General features: G+C 73.1%; 15 protein-coding genes. 4 read left to right on the top strand and 11 right to left on the bottom strand.

Annotation, left to right across the window (positions count from 1 at the left end):
* The first annotated feature begins 97 nt into the window (after window positions 1-97).
* Window positions 98-268 (top strand): hypothetical protein, encoded by a 171-nt coding sequence (locus tag ACFYTE_RS24645; protein ID WP_388714235.1) that lies wholly within the window; start codon window positions 98-100, stop codon window positions 266-268.
* A gap of 24 nt (window positions 269-292) precedes the next feature.
* Here the strand turns inward: ACFYTE_RS24645 and ACFYTE_RS24640 are convergent, their stop codons facing one another.
* The 4 genes from ACFYTE_RS24640 to ACFYTE_RS24625 all read right to left on the bottom strand — a co-directional run bounded on the left by ACFYTE_RS24640 (window position 293) and on the right by ACFYTE_RS24625 (window position 4447).
* Window positions 293-1498, bottom strand: coding sequence for a sensor histidine kinase (locus tag ACFYTE_RS24640; RefSeq protein WP_388714232.1), 1206 nt, complete (start codon window positions 1496-1498; stop codon window positions 293-295).
* 94 nt (window positions 1499-1592) lie between these two features.
* Window positions 1593-3308 carry a cation acetate symporter gene (locus ACFYTE_RS24635; RefSeq protein WP_388714229.1) on the bottom strand — a complete coding sequence of 572 codons (1716 nt, stop codon included), beginning with the start codon at window positions 3306-3308 and terminating at the stop codon, window positions 1593-1595.
* A 21-nt stretch (window positions 3309-3329) separates the two neighbouring features.
* Entirely contained in the window at window positions 3330-3683 is a 354-nt protein-coding gene (locus ACFYTE_RS24630; protein WP_388714226.1) for a hypothetical protein, read from the bottom strand.
* 11 nt (window positions 3684-3694) lie between these two features.
* Entirely contained in the window at window positions 3695-4447 is a 753-nt protein-coding gene (locus ACFYTE_RS24625) for a LytR/AlgR family response regulator transcription factor (protein ID WP_388714223.1), read from the bottom strand.
* Between the two features lie 77 nt (window positions 4448-4524).
* On the opposite strand from ACFYTE_RS24625, the gene ACFYTE_RS24620 reads away from it, so the two are divergent.
* From ACFYTE_RS24620 to rocD, 3 genes are all read left to right on the top strand, one after another.
* Window positions 4525-5010, top strand: coding sequence for an Lrp/AsnC family transcriptional regulator (locus ACFYTE_RS24620; protein WP_388714220.1), 486 nt, complete (start codon window positions 4525-4527; stop codon window positions 5008-5010).
* 154 nt (window positions 5011-5164) lie between these two features.
* Window positions 5165-5977: a dimethylargininase gene (gene ddaH / locus ACFYTE_RS24615; RefSeq protein WP_388714218.1), complete on the top strand. Its 813-nt coding sequence runs from the start codon at window positions 5165-5167 to the stop codon at window positions 5975-5977.
* Window positions 5974-7191, top strand: a complete 1218-nt coding sequence (rocD, locus tag ACFYTE_RS24610; protein WP_388714215.1) for an ornithine--oxo-acid transaminase — start codon at window positions 5974-5976, stop codon at window positions 7189-7191. Before ddaH ends, rocD begins: the two co-directional genes overlap by 4 nt.
* Before the next feature lie 52 nt (window positions 7192-7243).
* Here the strand turns inward: rocD and ACFYTE_RS24605 are convergent, their stop codons facing one another.
* The 7 genes from ACFYTE_RS24605 to ACFYTE_RS24575 all read right to left on the bottom strand — a co-directional run bounded on the left by ACFYTE_RS24605 (window position 7244) and on the right by ACFYTE_RS24575 (window position 15215).
* A complete protein-coding gene (locus tag ACFYTE_RS24605) occupies window positions 7244-7879 on the bottom strand; it encodes a DUF305 domain-containing protein (RefSeq protein WP_388714213.1) in 636 nt (211 codons plus the stop codon).
* 84 nt (window positions 7880-7963) lie between these two features.
* On the bottom strand, window positions 7964-8359 hold the full coding sequence (locus ACFYTE_RS24600) for a DUF6153 family protein (protein ID WP_388714210.1): 396 nt from the start codon (window positions 8357-8359) through the stop codon (window positions 7964-7966).
* Between the two features lie 86 nt (window positions 8360-8445).
* Window positions 8446-8775 (bottom strand): hypothetical protein, encoded by a 330-nt coding sequence (locus tag ACFYTE_RS24595; RefSeq protein WP_388714207.1) that lies wholly within the window; start codon window positions 8773-8775, stop codon window positions 8446-8448.
* Between the two features lie 32 nt (window positions 8776-8807).
* Window positions 8808-10277, bottom strand: coding sequence for a flotillin family protein (locus ACFYTE_RS24590; protein WP_388714204.1), 1470 nt, complete (start codon window positions 10275-10277; stop codon window positions 8808-8810).
* 88 nt (window positions 10278-10365) lie between these two features.
* Window positions 10366-10881: a hypothetical protein gene (locus ACFYTE_RS24585; RefSeq protein WP_388714201.1), complete on the bottom strand. Its 516-nt coding sequence runs from the start codon at window positions 10879-10881 to the stop codon at window positions 10366-10368.
* Between the two features lie 264 nt (window positions 10882-11145).
* Window positions 11146-12312 (bottom strand): tetratricopeptide repeat protein, encoded by a 1167-nt coding sequence (locus tag ACFYTE_RS24580; RefSeq protein ID WP_388714198.1) that lies wholly within the window; start codon window positions 12310-12312, stop codon window positions 11146-11148.
* A 26-nt stretch (window positions 12313-12338) separates the two neighbouring features.
* Window positions 12339-15215, bottom strand: a complete 2877-nt coding sequence (locus ACFYTE_RS24575; RefSeq protein WP_388714196.1) for a CHAT domain-containing protein — start codon at window positions 15213-15215, stop codon at window positions 12339-12341.
* Window positions 15216-15219: the final 4 nt, after the last annotated feature.

The raw sequence follows: 15219 nt of genomic DNA, 5'->3' as shown, positions 1-15219 counted from the left end.
CGCCGAGGTCTCCTTCCGGCCCGGCCGTACCGGGCGGATTCGTTCCCACGGGGTACGGGGCACCATGGAGGGAACGGACCAGGAGGAGGGTGTCGCGATGCCCGGTTCTACGCATGCTTCCACGAAGGCGATGGGGGTGCTCACCGTCGGCGGACTCGTCGTGGTGACGGCCTACTCGGTGGCGCTCGGCAGCAACGGCTGGCTGTGGTTCGGCTGGGTCGTGCTGGGGCTGCTCACCCTGGCCATGATCGTGACCCAGAGCGGCTGAGCGGCGGCTCGCCCCGGGTCGGGTTCACTCGCTGGTGCGCCGGGCCGCCGAGTGCACCCCCGGCCGGTACTTCGGCACCCTGGCCGTGATCTTCATGCCGGCTCCCACCGCGGTCTCGATGACAAGGCCGTGGTCGTCGCCGTAGACCTGGCGGAGCCGGTCGTCGACGTTGGACAGGCCGATGCCGCCGGAGGGGCCGATCTCGCCGGCGAGGATCCGGCGCAGTTCCTCGGGGTCCATGCCCACGCCGTCGTCCTCGATGACGACCAGCGCCTCGGCGCCGGCGTCCTGGGCGGTGATCTGGATGTGACAGGCGTCGGACTTGCCCTCCAGGCCGTGCTTCACGGCGTTCTCGACGAGGGGTTGCAGACACAGGAACGGCAGCGCGACCGGCAGCACCTCGGGCGCTATCTGCAGGGTGACGGCGAGCCGGTCGCCGAACCGGGCCCGTACGAGCGCCAGATACTGGTCGATGGCGTGCAGTTCGTCGGCGAGGGTGGTGAAGTCGCCGCGCCTGCGGAACGAGTAGCGGGTGAAGTCGGCGAATTCCAGCAGCAGTTCCCGGGCGCGCTCGGGATCGGTGCGGACGAACGAGGCGATCACCGCGAGCGAGTTGAAGATGAAATGCGGGGATATCTGGGCCCGCAGGGCCCTGATCTCGGCCTCGATGAGCCGGGTGCGGGACCGGTCGAGGTCGGCCAGCTCCAGTTGGACGCTCACCCAGCGGGCCACCTCGCCCGCCGCCCGGACCAGCACGGCCGACTCCCGCGGCGCGCAGGCGACCAGCGCCCCGTGCACCCGGTCGTCGACGGTGAGCGGCGCCACCACGGCCCAGCGGACCGGGCAGTCCGGGGTCGCGCAGGACAGCGGGAACGCCTCGCCGCGGCCGGTCTCCAGCGGCCCGGCCAGCCGCTCCATGACCTCCCCGCGGTGGTGGCCGCCCACGCCGTCCCAGACCAGGACCTCCTTCTGGTCGGTCAGGCACAGGGCGTCGGTGCCGAGCAGCGTGCGCAGCCTGCGGGCCGACCTGCGCGCGGTCTCCTCGGTGAGGCCCGCGCGCAGTGGGGGCGCCGCGAGCGAGGCGGTGTGCAGGGTCTGGAAGGTGGCGTGCTCGACGGGCGTGCCGAGGTCGCCGAGGCTCTGCGGGCGCGCGGTGCGCCGCCCGAGCCAGAAGCCGGCGGCGAGCAGCGGGAGGACGGCGACACACAGGCCCGCGAGGAAACCGGTCATCGCCCGGCCTCCGCGCGCGACCGGGTAGCGCCCCGAAGGGGCGCGGGGAACCGCGTGACCGGCGAAGACGCCGCCGCGGACGTCCGACGGCGCATCATGCCCCCTCCAGCGGAGCGTGCAGTTCCTCCGGCAGATGGAACCGCGCCAGGATGGCCGCCGTACCCGGCGGCACCCGGGTCGCGGTGGCCAGCGACACCATCACCATGGTGAGGAAGCCGAGCGGCACCGACCACAGCGCGGGCCAGGCGAGCAGCGCGTGCAGGGAACCGGTGCCGGGCAGTCCTGCCATGGTCGCGGCCACCGCGACGAACGCGGAACCGCCGCCCACCAGCATGCCCGCGGCGGCCCCGGGCGGGGTCAGCCGCCGCCACCAGATGCCGAGGACGAGCAGCGGGCAGAAGGACGACGCCGAGACGGCGAAGGCGAGCCCCACCGCGTCGGCGACCGGCAGCCCGCCGACCAGCACGCTCGCCGCCAGCGGCACCGCCATGGCGAGCACCGTGCCGAGCCGGAAGTGCCGCACTCCGCGGGACGGCAGCACGTCCTGGGTGAGCACGCCCGCCACGGCCATGGTCAGTCCGGACGCGGTGGACAGGAACGCGGCGAAGGCGCCGCCCGCCACCAGCGAGCCGAGCAGGTCGCCGCCGAGGCCGCCGATCATCCGGCCGGGCAGCAGCAGGACCGCGGCGTCCGCGTCGCCGGTGATGGTGAGTTCGGGGGCGTACAGCCGGCCGAGCGCCCCGTACACGGGCGGCAGCAGATAGAAGCCGCCGATCAGGGCGAGGACGGCGACGGTGGTGCGGCGGGCGGCGACGCCGTGCGGGCTGGTGTAGAAGCGGACGACGACGTGCGGCAGGCCCATGGTGCCGAGGAAGGTGGCGAGGATGAGCCCGTACGTGGCGTACAGCGGGCGTTCCTCGCGCCCCGTGGCGAGCGAGGCGGACATGCCGCCGCCCGCGCCCTGTACGGCGGCCGGCACCGGGTCGCCGGGCGCGAAGGCCAGTCGGGTGCCGCGTTCGAAGCGGTGGGTGCCGACGGGCAGGGCGACCCGGTCGGTGTGGTGCCGGCGGCCGTCGACCGTGCCGCTCACGGTGACCGTCAGCGGCCGGTCGAGCCGCAGGTCGAGGGTGTCCTTGACGCGCAGCGAACGCTGCTCCCGGAAGGTGGCCGGCTCGTCGAAGGCGTGCCGGGGAGCGCCGTCGCCCTGCCAGGCGAGCACCAGGAACAGGGCGGGTACGAGCAGGGCGGTGAGCTTGATCCAGTACTGGAAGGCCTGCACGAAGGTGATGCTGCGCATGCCGCCGGCCGCGACCGTCGCCACCACGACCACGGCCACGATGATCCCGCCGAGCGGGTCGGGTGCGTCGGTGAGCACCGCCAGGGTGAGCCCGGCGCCCTGGAGCTGGGGCAGCAGATACAGCCAGCCGACGCCGACGACGAACGCCCCGGCGAGCCGTCGCACGCCCTGTGAGGCGAGCCGGGCCTCGGCGAAGTCCGGCAGCGTGTAGGCGCCGGAGCGGCGCAGCGGTGCGGCGACGAACAGGAGCAGCACCAGATAGCCCGCCGTGTAGCCCACCGGGTACCAGAGCATGTCCGGGCCCTGCACCAGGACAAGACCCGCGATGCCGAGGAAGGAGGCGGCGGACAGGTATTCGCCGCTGATGGCGGCGGCGTTGAGGCGGGGTCCGACGGTGCGCGAGGCGACGTAGAAGTCGGAGGTGGTGCGCGAGACCCTGAGGCCGAAGGCGCCGACGAGGACGGTGACGACGACGACGAGGGCGACGGCGGTGACGGCGTAGCTGGTGTTCACGGTGGTCTGCGATCCCCCGTCTCAGCGGTCCTCGACCAGACGCACCAGGTCGCGCTCGTTGCGTTCGGCGCGGCGCACGTACCAGCGGGCGAGCAGGACGAGCGGCGCGTACAGGCCGAAGCCGAGCACCAGCCATTCGAGGCGGCGGGCCTGCGGGGCCGCCGCGAACACCAGGGGCAGCGGGCCGACCAGCAGTACCAGGACCGCGAACACGGCCAGCGCGGCCCGCAGTTGGGTGCGCATCAGGGAGCGGACATAGGTGTGGCCGAGGGTGGTCTGCTCATCGATCTCGGTGCGCGGCCGGTGGTGGCCGGGGGTACGGCGGGCGCGGCGGGGCGGTCCGGTGACCACGACCCGGCGTTCGGTGGGCTCCATCGCGGCCTCCTCTATCCGGTGGTGCGGCGCATCAGCAGGTCCCGCAGCTCACGGGCGTGGCGCCGGCTGACCTGAAGTTCCTCGCCGCCGACCAGGACGCTCACGGTGCCCGCGTCCAGCCGGAGTTCGCCGATGTGGCGGAGCGCGACGAGGTGGCGGCGGTGGATGCGGACGAAGCCCCGGGAGCGCCAGCGGTCCTCCAGGGTGGACAGCGGAATGCGGACGAGGTGGCTGCCACGGTCGGTGTGCAGCCGGGCGTAGTCGCCCTGGGCCTCGACATGGGTGATGTCGTCGACGGCGACGAAGCGGGTCACCCCGCCGAGTTCGACGGGCAACTGGTCCGGGTCGGGTTCGTGCACGGGGATGCGGGGGGCGCCGCGCACCTCGGCGACCCGGCGCGCGGCCTCCGCGAGCCGTTCCTTGCGGACCGGTTTGAGGAGGTAGTCGACGGCCTTCAGGTCGAAGGCGCGCACCGCGAAGTCCTCGTGCGCGGTGACGAACACGACGAGCGGCGGATGCGCGAAGCCGGTGAGCAGCCGGGCCAGCTCCAGGCCGTCGAGGCCGGGCATCTGCACGTCGAGGAAGACGACGTCGATGGCGTCGGGCCCGTCAGGGCCGGACTCCAGTGCTCGGGTGATGCGGCGCAGCGCCTCGGTGGCGTCACCGGCTCCCTCGACGCTGCCGATGCGTGGATCGGCGTGCAGGAGGTAGAGAAGTTCCTCCAGCGAGGGGCGTTCGTCGTCGACGGCGAGGGCGCGCAGCATGAAGGTGGAGTGTAGGTGGAATCCGTACGGGTGGACATGTGCCGGGCGTGGACGTTCCCGCTGGATACAGTGCCCGCATGAACAGCAGGACCGCCCCGTTCGACGAACTGGACCGGAAGATCGTCACCGCGCTCGTGGCGAACGCCAGGAGCAGCTTCGCGGAGATCGGCTCGGCGATCGGGCTGTCGGCCACCGCGGTCAAGCGGCGCGTGGACCGGCTGCGCGAGACGGGTGTGATCACCGGGTTCACGGCCACCGTGAAGCCGTCGGCGCTGGGCTGGCGCACGGAGGCGTATGTCGAGGTGTACTGCGAGGGTGCGGCACCGCCGCGGCGGCTGGCCGAGGTGGTGCGCAACCATCCGGAGATCACGGCCGCGATGACGGTGACGGGCGGCGCGGACGCGCTGCTGCACGTGCGGGCCCGGGACGTCGGGCACTTCGAGGAGGTGCTGGAGCGGATCCGGGTCGAGCCGTTCATCCGGAAGACGATCAGTGTGATGGTGCTGTCCCATCTGCTGCCGGAGAGCCCGGAGGCCGCCGCGACCCAGGCAGCGCCCGAATAAACCCGGCGCAACGCAGCGGTGCTGCGTATTCTCCGCCCACAACGCAGCATTCCTGCGCACCCGCGCAGCTCTCATTTCTTGTCCGCCATCTCCCCCGTTTCCTACCTTGGTGCCACCCTCAGTCGACACCGCAGGAAAGCGGAGGAACACCTCTGTGCCCGACAGCCGTGTGCCGCGCCCCCGGCGCTTCCTCGTCTGCGCACCCCGGCACTTCGCCGTGCAGTACGCGATCAACCCCTGGATGCATCCCGACACCAGCGTCGACGTCGATCTGGCGCAGGAGCAGTGGCAGTCGCTGATCCGCGCCTACCTGGCCCATGGGCACACCGTCGAGACCGTGCCCTGCGTGCCCGGCCTGCCGGACATGGTCTTCGCCGCGAACTCGGCGGTCGTCGTCGGCGGCCGTGTCTTCGGCTCCCTCTTCCACGCGCCTCAGCGCCGCCCCGAGTCGACCCACTACGACCTGTGGTTCAAGACGGCGGGCTACGAGGTGTACCGCCCCCAGTCGGTGTGCGAGGGCGAGGGCGACCTGGTCCCGACGGGCCGGTTTCTGCTCGCCGGCACCGGCTTCCGCACGACCCGGGACGCCCACCGCGAGGCGCAGGAGTTCTTCGGCGTGCCGGTGATCGGCCTGACCCTGGTGGACCCGTACTTCTACCACCTGGACACGGCGCTGTTCGTCCTGGACGACCACAACATCGCCTATTTCCCCGGGGCCTTCTCCCCGGGCAGCCGCGAGGTGCTCGCGCGGCTGTACCCCGACGCGGTGCTCGCCACCCGCGACGACGCGATGGCGTTCGGGCTGAACTCCGTCTCCGACGGGCGCCACGTCTTCATCGCGCCGCGGGCCGAGGCCCTTGCCGCGCGGCTCGCCGACCACGGCTATGTCCCCGTCCCCGTCGACCTGTCGGAGTTCCACAAGGCCGGCGGTGGCATCAAGTGCTGCACCCAGGAGATCCGTTCATGACAGCACCCGCACGCACGCGTACGTCCGCCGACCTCATCCGCGCGGAGGAGCCGGTCCTCGCGCACAACTATCATCCGCTGCCCGTGGTCGTCGCCCGTGCCGAGGGCGTCTGGGTGGAGGACGTCGAGGGCCGCCGCTACCTCGACATGCTGGCCGGCTACTCGGCCCTCAACTTCGGCCACCGCCACCCGGCGCTGATCGAGGCCGCCCACCGCCAGCTCGACCGGCTGACCCTCACCTCGCGCGCCTTCCACCACGACCGGCTGGCCGGGTTCGCGGCGCGGCTGGCCGGCCTGACCGGGCAGGACATGGTGCTGCCGATGAACACCGGCGCCGAGGCGGTGGAGAGCGGCATCAAGGTCGCCCGCAAATGGGCGTACGAGGTCAAGGGTGTGCCCGCCGACCGGGCCACGATCGTGGTCGCGGCGGAGAACTTCCACGGCCGTACCACCACGATCGTCGGCTTCTCGACGGACGAGTCGGCGCGGAGCGGCTTCGGCCCGTTCACCCCGGGCTTCCGGATCGTCCCGTACAACGACCTGGCCGCGCTGGAGGCGGCGGTCGACGAGACGACGGCCGCGGTGCTGATCGAGCCGATCCAGGGCGAGGCCGGGGTCGTCATCCCGGACGACGGCTATCTCACCGGGGTGCGCGAGCTGACCCGGAGCGCGGGCTGTCTGTTCGTCGCGGACGAGATCCAGTCGGGGCTCGGCCGCACGGGCCGCACCCTCGCCGTGGAACACGAGTCCGTCGTGCCCGACGTGGTGCTGCTCGGCAAGGCGCTCGGCGGCGGCATCGTGCCGGCCTCCGCGGTGGTGGCCGGCCGGGAGGTGCTGGGGGTGCTGCGGCCCGGTGAGCACGGTTCGACGTTCGGCGGGAATCCGCTGGCGGCGGCGGTCGGCACGGCGGTGGTCGAGCTGCTGGAGACCGGCGAGTTCCAGCGCCGGGCGGCCGATCTGGGCGCGGTCCTGCGGGACGGGCTGACCGCGCTGGTGGGCCGCGGCGTGGTCGGTTTCCGCTCGCGCGGGCTGTGGGCGGGGGTGGACATCGACCCGGCGATCGGCACCGGCCGCGAGGTCGGTGAGCGGCTGATGCGGGAGGGGGTCCTGGTCAAGGACACCCACGGGTCCACGATCCGGCTGGCGCCGCCGCTGACGATCACCGCCGACGAGCTGCGGTCCGCGCTCGGGGCGTTGGAGAAGGTGCTGGTCTGAGGCGTGCCCGTGCCCTCCCGGCCGTGCGGGGCCGGGAGGGCACGGCCGGCTGTCAGCCCTGGCCGAGCAGCTGCCGCATCTCCTCGATCTCGGCGTTCTGCGCGGTCACGACGGCGTCGGCCAGGCCCTTCGCCGGACCGTAGGCGCCCTTGGACTTCTCGGTCGTGGCCATCTCGACGGCGCCCTTGTGGTGTTCGACCATCATGTTCAGGAACTTCGTGTCGAAGTCCTGTCCGGTGGCCTTCTTCAGCGCGGTCATGTCCTTGTCGTCCATCATCCCGGCCATACCGGAGTGACCGGTGTGGTCCATGCCCGGCGCGGGCACCTGCTCGCCCCAGGCCCGGAGCCAGCCGGTCATCGTGGTGATCTCCGGGTCCTGCGCCTTCTCGATGCGGGTGGCGAGGTCCTTGACCCGGGCGGAGGAGGCACGGTCGGCGGCGAGCCGGGCCATGTCGAGGGCCTGCTCGTGGTGCGGGATCATTCCCTGCGCGAAGGCGACGTCCTGGGCGTTGTGGGATGCGGCGGTGGCGTCCGCGCTCGCGGACGGCGTGGCGCCGTTGCCCGAGTGGCCGCTGTCGCCGCCGCCGTCGCTGCCGCAGGCGGCGAGGACGAGGGCGGCACCCGCCGCGGCCAGGACGAGGGCCGCGCGGCGCACCGGGGTACGGGGGGTCGTGCTGCGGATGGTCATGCGTGAACTCCTGCTGTACGAACGGATCGTGGGCATGCCGAACACCGCATCGGCCGGACGGTCCCGGAGCGGTGGGGGCGGCCTCTAGATCCGCAGGAGTTGGAGTTCCGCCAGGGACGGCGGCGCGCGGGCTCCGTCGGGGGCCGCGGCCGGGCACGAGCCGGCCCGGTCGGCGGGCGCGGCGGCGGTGACGGGGTGCGGGACGAGCGCGGGCAGGCCCGGTCCCCAGCTCACGGCGGCCGACGCACAGGTCGGGTCGGCGTGCCGCGCGTGGTGTCCGCCGCAGTGCCCGTCGTCCGGGCAGTCCGGGTCGGCGGCGACCACGGCCGTCACCCTCGGGGCGGGGGCATGGTGGGGGCTCGCGGCGGCGCCGCCGGGGGCCAGCGCGTGCATGCCGAGCAGGCCGGCCAGCACCCCGAGCACGAGCAGCACCCGCCACCGCCGCGGGGGCGGGAACGGGTGCCGCTCGTTTGCGATCATCGCGCCCATCCTAGGGCCGCCGCCCCGGCGGACCGAAAGCGGCACACTTCCCACCCACCCGGACGCTCGTCCGCCACACGGGGCGATCAGCCTCCTGTCAGGACGTCGACGACGTTCCGGACCGCGAGGGTGCAGGGCTGAATCTGCGGGTTCCGTGCGTGGTCGAGCCGGAGCCCCTGGTGGCCGGGCCGCGGTGCACGCGGCGGAGTCGCGACGTCCTGCGCCGCCCGGTCCGCCCGGTCCGCCCGGTCCATCCGGTCCATCCGGTCCATCCGGTCCATCCGGTCCATCCGGTCCATCCGGTCCATCCGGTCCAGGGTCTCGGCGGCGTCGGCGGCCTGTGCGGTGCCCCCGATGCCAGGGGCACACGTGCGTCTTTGGGGCCGGACGCGGCGCAGCCCGGGTGGCGGGGCCACCCGGGCTGCTCGATCGGCTCGGTGGAGCCGGGTCAGTCGGCGATCTCGATCTTGCCGTTGGCGTCGGAGCGTGCGGCGGCCGTGGGGCGGGCCTCGCCCGCGACCCGTCCGGTGATGCCCTTCAGCAGTTCGGCGAGGTCCACTCCGGTGGTGGAGCCGAGCAGTTCGACGCCCTGGGCCACGTTGTCGGCGACGGTACGGGTCAACCGGCTCGCCCCGTCCGTGGAGATGACCGTCATCTTGTCGATGGCGCCCAGCGGTTCGGCGGCCTTGGCGACGACGTGCGGAAGCACCTCGACGAGCATCTGCAGCACGGCCGCGTCACCGTACTGGGCGAACGCGTCGGCCTTCTTCCGCATCGCCTCGGCCTCGGCCTCGCCGGTCGCGCCGATGGCCGCCGCCTGCGCCGCGCCCTCCAGCCGGACGGCCTCCGCCAGCGCGCTGCGGCGCTGCTTCTCGCCCTCACCGGTCAGCCGTGCCCGCTCGGCCTCCGCCTGGGCGGCGGCGATCCCGGCCAGCCGCTCCGCCTCGGCCTGCTTCACCCGGGCCACACGCTTGGCCTCGGCGTCCTGCTCGGCGGCGTACCGCTGGGCGTCGGCCGGCTTGCGGACCTCGGTGTCGAGCTGGCGGTCGGTGAGCGCGGCCTGCCGCTCGGCGACCTTCTCCTGCTGGGTGAGGATCTCCTGCCGGCGGGCGGCCTCGGCGAGCGGTCCGGCGGCGGCCGCGCGGGCGGCGGCCTCGTCCGTCTCGGCCTTGATCTCCGCCTGCCGCAGCGCGAACGTCCGCTGGGCGACGGCGATCTCCTCCTCCGCCTTCAGCCGGGCCTGTTCGGCGGCCCGCCGGGCCTCCGCCTCGGCGATGTCGGCCTCCTGCCGGGCGCGGGCGGCCTCGGGCCGGCCGAGGTCCTCCAGATAGGAGCCCTCGGTGGTGATGTCCTGGATCTGGAAGGCGTCCAGCACCAGCCCCTGACCGGACAGGCTGGCCTCCGCCTCCTCGGCGACCTGTCCGGCGAACGCGGCCCGGTCCCGGATCACGTCCTCGACGGACATCCGGCCGACGATGGCGCGCAGCGCGCCGGACAGCACCTCCTGGGTGAACCCGACGATGCCGTCCTGCTGCATGAGGAAACGCTGGGCGGCGGCGCGGATCGAGTCCTCGGTGCCGCCCACCTTCACAATGGCGACACCGTCCAGGTTGGCCTTGACGCCGCGCAGCGTGACCGCGCCGCGCACCGCGACCGGGATGTGCCGCGAGGACAGGTCGAGGCTGAACTTCTGCTGCACGAACGGCACGACGAACACACCACCGCCGACGACGACCTTCTGGCCGCTGTTGTCGGTGAAGACCCGGCCGGTCTCCGGGTCGGTGGCCTTCTTGCCGCGCCGCCCGGTGACGATGAACGCCTCGCTCGGGCCGGCCACCTTGTAGCGGGTGACGACCACCAGGCCGAGCAGGACGAGGAGTACGACGACTCCTATGACGGCGATGACGACTGGACTCATGATGGATTCCCCTCAGCCCTCCCAGGGGACGGCAGGTCGTTACGGGTGGTTCGGTCGAGCGGATGGGCGCGGGCGGCGGTGGGGCCGGTCAGCGTTCCACCGGGAGCACGGACACCGCCGTCCGGGACAGCGCCTCGGCGACCCAGACCTCGGTGCCCCGCGGCACCGGCGCCGGACTCTTCGCCGCGAGCTTCACCGGCTGGCCGGCCCGGTGGATCAGCACCTCGCCGTAGCCGTCCGCCGGAATGGCCGTCACCACGGAGCCCGCGGCGCCGATCAGGTCGTCCTCGCGCGGCGCGGCGCCGGACCGGTCGTCGAGCAGGACGCGGCCGAGGCGGTAGGCGAGCCAGCCCGTGCCCACTCCGGCGGGCACGCCGACCGCGGTGGCGACGGCCGCGCCCAGCCCGGTGGCGCCCATGACGATCGCCCCCGAGAAGCCGAACATCGCCACGAAGCCGGCGATCACCGGGAGCGACAGCCAGCCGTCGAGGAGACCGTCGAGGGCGTCGGCGCCGCCGAAGAGCCCTTCGAGGATGCCGTCGAAAAGAAGGGACAGCGCGAGCAGTACGACTCCCGCGATGCCGAGACCGAGAAACCAGGCCATCCGCTCCCGCCCCCTTTTCCACGCGGCGACCACGCCGGTGAACGCATGTTCACATGGCTGCACGGTCCCGGGCATTGCCCGCCCTCGGCAATCTTCCGGCCCCTTCCATGCCGTATATCGCCCCCACGGTGCCGCAACCGTGTGGCCGGACCGGGACCGTCATGTCCGCCGCCCGCGGCGGTGCCCCGGCCTGGGCGTCGCGGCGGCGGCGCCGGTACGAAGTCGCCGGCGCCCCCAGCCGCCAGGCCGCCGTCGGGGCGGTGATCATCCGCCGAGCTGCGCGAGGATGCCGGTGAGTTCACGGACCCTCGGGTGGTCGGCGCCGTGTGTGCTCCGGTAGCCGTCGATCGCGTCGCGCAGCAGCGGCACCGCCTCCGCTGCGCGGCCCTGGTTGGCCTTCATCGCCGCCAGGTCGACCTGGACCCCGAGGGTCCTGGCGTGCCGGTGGCCGTAGGCCCGCCGGTAGCCGTCCAGCACCTCGGCGATCAGGGTCTCCGCTTCGCCGGCGCGGCCGAGCCGGTTCAGGACGACCGCGTAGTTGTGCCGGGCGACCAGGGTGTCCGGGTGCCGGTCGCCCTTCAACCGCGACCGGACGTCGACCAGTTCCCGGTACATCTCCAGCGCCTCGTCGTGCCTGCCCTGGTGGATGAGCACGGCGGCGAGGTTGTGCCGTACGGTCAGGGCCAGATCGCTGCCGCCGTTGACGTCAGCGAGCATCGCCCGGTACATGCGCTCCGCCTCGGCAAGCCGCTCGGGCGAGTCGCGTAACGTACCCGCCAGGGTGTTCCTGCTGCTCAGCGTGTCCGGGTGGGTGGCGCCGAGGGTGCGGGTGCGGCGGGCCACGGTGTCCCGCATCAGTCCTTCGGCCTCTTCCCGGCGGCCGAGGCTGAGCAGGACGTTCCCGAGGTTCGTCGCGATCGTCAGGGTCTGGGCGTCGTCCTGGCCGCGCAGCCGCTCCCAGCCGGCCAGCGCCTCCCGCAACCGCTGCTCGGCGAGCGCCGGATGACCTCCCTCCTGAAGGAGCCGGGTGAGGTCGTTCAGCGTCAGCAGCCGGTTCTCCTCGTCGTCCGCGCGGGCGGAGACCAGCCAGTCCAGCAGTTCGACGGCATCGTTGCGCCGGTCGGGCTTGCGCCCCAGGGCCACCGCGTACCCGTGGAGCGCGTGCAGTGTCTCCGGGTGCCTCGGACCCAGCTCCTCGCGTTTGCGCTCGAACTCCGCGCCGCGGGCGAACTCCTCCGTCACCTTCAGCTTGACGTCGATCAGCGGCACGTCGCCGGGCCGCTCGGTCGTCGTGATCTCGGCACTGCCGAAATCACCGACGAAATGGTCGGTGACCTCCGGCCGGTCACGCTTCGTCTTCTTCCTGCCCCAGAACGCCACCCCACCAGCTTGCTCGCAGAACCGGCGGTTGCCCATGGGTGTGACATTCATGTGACCGTTCGGCCGTCAGACGCACATCATTGACCGGAATACAGGTACGCCGCCCACAGCGTCGGGGTCCTCGGGTAGCGCTCACGGCAGCGGCGCACCGCGTGGTGCAGGGCCGTCGCGACGTCCTCGCCCCGCGCGATCCCCTGGTGCAGGTCCACGGCGACCAGCCGGGCGACGCGATCGTTGACCTGCCACAGGGTTCCCACGACCTGCGGGTAACCGGCGAGTTGGAACGCCGACACCAGGTGCAGGCCCTCGTCCGGGATCCGGTGCGTGCCGAGGTACGTCTCGCACGCCGACAGCACCGCGAGCCGGACATGGGCGAGGTCCAGTGCGGACACGTCGAGCACGGACAGCGGGCCGTCGTGCAGCAGCAGATGCCCGGCTGACGGGTCGTCGGGATCGCTCGTCGCATGACAGGCGAAGTGCGCCGACGCGTGCGAGGCGAGCGCGGCGCGTACCGCGCCGGTCGTCGCCTGCGGGCCGGTCAGCCGGGTGGCCGGGGTCAGGGCGGCGATCTCGCCGGCCTCCCGCTCCGCGCTGCGCAGCGCCTTCGCCCCGGGCGCGTCGCCGATCGCCACGACGACCATGCCCTGCTGTGCGCGGGCGTACCGGGCGCGGGCGTGTTCAAGGGCGCGCAGGGTGGGGGTGTAGGCGGAGACCGCCCGGTCGAGGACTGTGGCGTCGCCCGGGAAGCGGCCGGCCGCGTGCAGGGGGAGCAGGGCGAGCTGTCCCACCGGCGACCACCAGATCCGTGGCCAGGTGCCGGACGGCGCCGCGGTGAGTCCGAGTCGTTCCAGCACCGGTTCGGCGATGACGTCCCACAGCCAGCCGAGCACCTGCGTGACGGTGTTCTGGGCCTCGGTCTCGCCCGCTCCGGGGCGGGTCGCGGCCCGCAGCGCGGCGCCGAACTCGGCGGCCCGTTCCGCCACGGAGTCCGGTGTCACGCCCGGCAGTTCGACCACCGTGACGCCCGAGGGTTCGACGATGAGGGCGTCGCTGCGCAGCCCGCTCACGTTGATGAGCACAACCGGTCCGCTCCGTGTGGACGCGAGGAGGTCGGCCAGTTCGGGCGGGGCGAGGAAGTCGCCGAACCCGGGCAGTGCGCGGGCCTCGTCGAGCAGCCGCCCCAGCCGGATGTCCAGGCCGTGCCGCTCGTCCGCCGCGGCGCCCGTGAGGGGGTCGGAGGGTGCCAGCCGGGCGAACGCGTCGCGCAGCCGTTCGGCGAGTTCGGGTGCGACGGCCCGCAGCCGGGACAGGTCGGTGCGGCTCTGCAGCACCTGCCCGCCGAGCACGCCACGGCCGAGTTCCAGCAGCCGTACCGCCGTCTCCGGGTCGTCCGCGCCGAGGGCGCCGGCGGCCGCGTCGGCGGCGAGACCGTTGAGCTCTTCCAGCAGCCGCTGCTGGTCGAGGCGGGCAAGACGCCGCGGCACCACGAGGGGCAGCAGGCCGACCGCGAACGCGTAGGCGTCCCGCGCCCGGCTCCAGTGTCCTGCCTCCGCCTCGGTGCGGGCCCATGCGCGTGCTGCCCTGATCCGGACGATCGGCTGCGACTCCTCGGTGCGCGCCGCCTCGCGGAAGGCGTGTCCCGCCGCGGCGCGCACGCCGGGGTCCAGGCTCAGCTGGTACTGGGCGTACAGCGCGTCACCGTGGTTGATCTGGGCCGCGCCGCGCTGGGGGGTGCCGGGAGCGCTCGCCCGGACGGCGCTGCCCAGCGCCGTCACGGACCGGCCCAGCGCCGCCGGATCGCCGCTGAAGCGGTACTCGGACAGCCACACCCGGCCCAGGTTGCCCAGCGCCGCCATGTGGTCCGAACCGCCGTACGGGGCCGACTCGACGACCTCGGTGAAGGCGGTGACCGCCGCTGCCAGGTCGGATCGCAGCCGGGTGTGCAGGAAGCGGTCGTGGTGCAGCAGTCCCAGCAGCAGCGGGATCGTGGCGTCCTTGCTGCCCCGGCCGCGCGCGGACCGGCCGATCTCCACGGCTTGGTCCAGCAGTTCGATGTCATCGGTCTGTTCGATCAGGTCGTGCACGGCGATCAGGTAGTTCTCGCATCGGTTGCCCCACGGGCGGGTGCCGGACGGGGTGGCGGCGAGCACGTCGCGCAGGAGGCTCACGCCTTCCCGCAGTGCCGCGAGGTCACCGGTGTACCGGCCGCGGTCCCGCAGCGCGGCGGCGAGGTCGACCTTGAAGTCCAGCAGCAGGCCCGATGTGCTCGGGGCGCCCGCCACCGCGGCCCGCAGATGCCGAACGGCCCTCTCCCGCACCGATTCGTCACCGGTGTGTTCGGCGGTGGTCTGCAGCACATCACCGAGGAGGTTGAGCCGCAGCAGGTGGTTGAGGTCGCCGGCCGTCGACGTCCGGACGCTCTGGTCGAGCAGGCGGGCCGCGTCGACCAGAGCAGTGGGGTCTTCGGTCAGGGCGTACCGCTGGTACTGGGCCCTGCCCAGCACGAACAGCACCTCCGGTACGCGCGGCAGTCGTGCCGCCGACGCGAGTGCCTCGTCGACGTACGCGACGTCGCGGGTGTGCTCGGCCAGCACGAGCAGCGCCTCGGCCCGCATCGTGGCCGCCACGCGCCGGTCCTGCTCGCCTAGGTGCGGGATGGCCTCGTCGCAGGCGGCGATCGCCTCGTGCAGCGCCGGCACCTCACCGAAGTACTCGAAGTGGTCCAGCAGCAGGGCGCCGAGATTGACCCGCAGCACATGGCCGACCGGATGGTCGAGGACGTGTCCGAGGGCGGTGCGCAGATGGGTGATCCCCTCCAGCAGATCCGCCGGATCTCCCGTGTGCCGGTGACGGTCGCGCAGCCCCATGGCCAGGTCGAGCATGGCGTTCACCGAGCCCTCCGCGGCCCGGTGCCGGTTCCGCTCGATCTCGTCGTCGAAGGGTGTCGGGGTCATCACG

The organism is Streptomyces sp. NPDC004629 (assembly GCF_042873595.1).
In the GTDB taxonomy this organism is placed as follows: Bacteria; Actinomycetota; Actinomycetes; order Streptomycetales; family Streptomycetaceae; genus Streptomyces.
Note: the sequence above shows the minus strand (reverse complement) of the source record. Positions and strands in the feature narration are given on the sequence as shown.